Below are 2,195 nucleotides of genomic sequence, written 5' to 3'. Positions count from 1 at the left end.
ACCCGATTACGTCAGCTTTTTTATAATTCCCTCATATCCAGGATATTGTGACAGCAGTTCTTCTTCCTCAAACAGTTCGAAATCTGCGAAATCAAACCCTGGAGAGACCATGCATCCTACCAATGAAAAGGTGTTTTGCTCTTTGACTGATGATCCAAATATCGTATGTTTTGGGACATTAAATTGCGGCACCTCTCCATTACGAATATCCAATCCAAGCTGTACTTCTTCATATAATCCTTGCGGCGTAATCATATGAACAGTAAGCGAACTTCCGCCGTGGAAATACCAAATTTCATCCGATTGAAGACGGTGAAAATGAGATACATCCTGTGAGCGTAGTAAAAAGTAGATACTGGTGTAAAGCGGACGTACACCCTGCGTTTGCTGAGTAGTCAATTGCGATTGATAAGTGGACTTATAGAATCCGCCTTCCGGATGCGGCTGTAAATCCAAATACTGAATCCATTCGAGTGCGTTCATTCGGATCACTCCTCACTAATTTATTTCGTTAGTATAACAGGTTTCTCAGCCCTGCGGTTCACGAAGTAGATACTGATTCCCACTAACACTAATCCAATCAGTAATTTGTACGTCACTGGCTCGTTTAAAAATATCATACTGATGAATACAGAAATCACGGGCACTAGGAACGTATACACGCCGACTTTACTGGCCTCTCCAGCGTTGACGTGGCTGTAGTAGATCACATAAGCTACTGGAATCCCCATCGTACCGCCAAAACCAAGGCCGAATACATACAGACCATTCCATTCAATCGCAGACCAACTTTCCGTCAGCGATCCTGCCGTCAGAAGAACGATGCCGCCAATCGTAAACTGCATCGCCACCATCCAGTACGCATCAATTTCATGGCTGACCTTTTTGACATATACGACACCGAGTGCCCAGAAAAATGCTGTCAGCAGGCCTAAAAGAACGCCAATCACCGACACATGCGTTGTTAATCCATCCAGGCCAACCACCACAATCCCAATGAAACCGACAATCAAGCCTGCCAGTTTAACGGGCGTCATCTGCTCACCGAGCCACATCCATGCAAAGACACCGAGAAGCACCGGCTGAAAATAGACAAGGACCGAAAACAGACCGCCGGGTAAATAGCCCAGGCCGATTGTATGCAGTCCGAAAAAAAGCACTGTATTGAACAATGCAGAGATACAATATTTCCACCAGTGCTGACGCCACATTAACCGGCGGCGCTTCTTCCATATAATAAGCGCAACCAGACATCCGCCAAGCAAAGCGCGCATGCCTGAAAACAGCAGAGGCGGTGCATAGACGGCAGAGGCTTTATAGATCGGCCAGCTGATTCCCCAAATCACAACCAGACATATCAGAGCAGCCGTTGATTTCGTGAATCGCTTATTCAACGCCCCATCCTTCCCTCACGTATTATCTCCTTCTGATCATTCTATTCTTCTGACCGGGCTCATGACTCAAACCATGTTGAGGGTTTTCTTTTGGTGCAAAATTCATTATGATTACTTACGGAGGCGATGTTGAATGAAAAAATTGATGATGTTGATAATAGCGGCTGCCATGCTCGCAGCCTGCAGCAATGAAGAGAAAAATGAACCTGCAGCAGAACAGCAGCAGGATGCCGTGAAAGATCAGGCAGAGGTAGGAATGGAAGAAGGTCTGAAAGCAGGTACAGTAGAACAGGATTATGCGGCTCTTTCGCAAGATGAAGTGCCTGTTAACTCGAAAGTGAAATATATTGGCACGGTGACAGCATATGAAGACGGAAAAATGGAAGTACAAGGTGAATCTGCAGATGAAATCGTACGTGTGGACGATATCCGAATCAGCGAACGCACAGAAATTGCTGAAGGTACTGAAGTGATTGTGTACGGGAGCTATAACGGAAAAAATGATGACGGTGTACCAGTCATCAAAGGGATTTTTATCGACGCGGACTGAGACTTCATGCAAGCCAGAGATTTTATCCCGTCGGACTACGGGTATAATTTTCAACAAAATTCGTAAGGTGGCATACAACTGTATGTCGCCTTTTTTGAGAAGAGGAGATTGAGTGCAGCGAAAACTGATGGATTACTCCGCATTAATTAGGGGTTACTGAATAACCCGAAAATCCTTATAAATAAAGGATTTTGATACCTTTTGTCGAAAAAAGGTGCAACGTCATAAAACGAAAATTACTTGAAACTTGC

The 2,195-nt window shown here is 44.7% G+C and carries 3 protein-coding genes; 1 reads left to right on the top strand and 2 read right to left on the bottom strand.

The genetic code is table 11. The features are described from left to right. Positions 1-6: 6 nt before the first annotated feature. Positions 7-483: a cupin domain-containing protein gene (locus NCCP2331_RS18150; RefSeq protein ID WP_376776839.1), complete on the bottom strand. Its 477-nt coding sequence runs from the start codon at positions 481-483 to the stop codon at positions 7-9. Between the two features lie 20 nt (positions 484-503). Continuing rightward, complete coding sequence (locus NCCP2331_RS18145) at positions 504-1,394, bottom strand: DMT family transporter (protein WP_251672106.1); 891 nt, start codon at positions 1,392-1,394, stop codon at positions 504-506. Positions 1,395-1,527: 133 nt separating this feature from the next. Between NCCP2331_RS18145 and NCCP2331_RS18140 the strand changes: the two genes are divergently transcribed. Then, positions 1,528-1,944, top strand: a complete 417-nt coding sequence (locus NCCP2331_RS18140; protein ID WP_251672105.1) for a hypothetical protein — start codon at positions 1,528-1,530, stop codon at positions 1,942-1,944. The last annotated feature ends 251 nt before the right edge of the window (positions 1,945-2,195 follow it).

It is taken from the genome of Sporosarcina sp. NCCP-2331, from assembly GCF_023707945.1.
Classification (GTDB): Bacteria; Bacillota; Bacilli; order Bacillales_A; family Planococcaceae; genus Sporosarcina; species Sporosarcina cascadiensis.
The sequence above is the reverse complement of the archived record's forward strand: the minus strand, read 5'-3'. Positions and strand labels throughout refer to the sequence as shown.

What these genes read in the sequence shown, in the direction of transcription:
- NCCP2331_RS18150 (WP_376776839.1), bottom strand. Translation starts at nt 483, where the DNA reads ATGAACGCACTCGAATGGATTCAGTATTTGGATTTACAGCCGCATCCG.
- NCCP2331_RS18140 (WP_251672105.1), top strand. Translation starts at nt 1,528, where the DNA reads ATGAAAAAATTGATGATGTTGATAATAGCGGCTGCCATGCTCGCAGCC.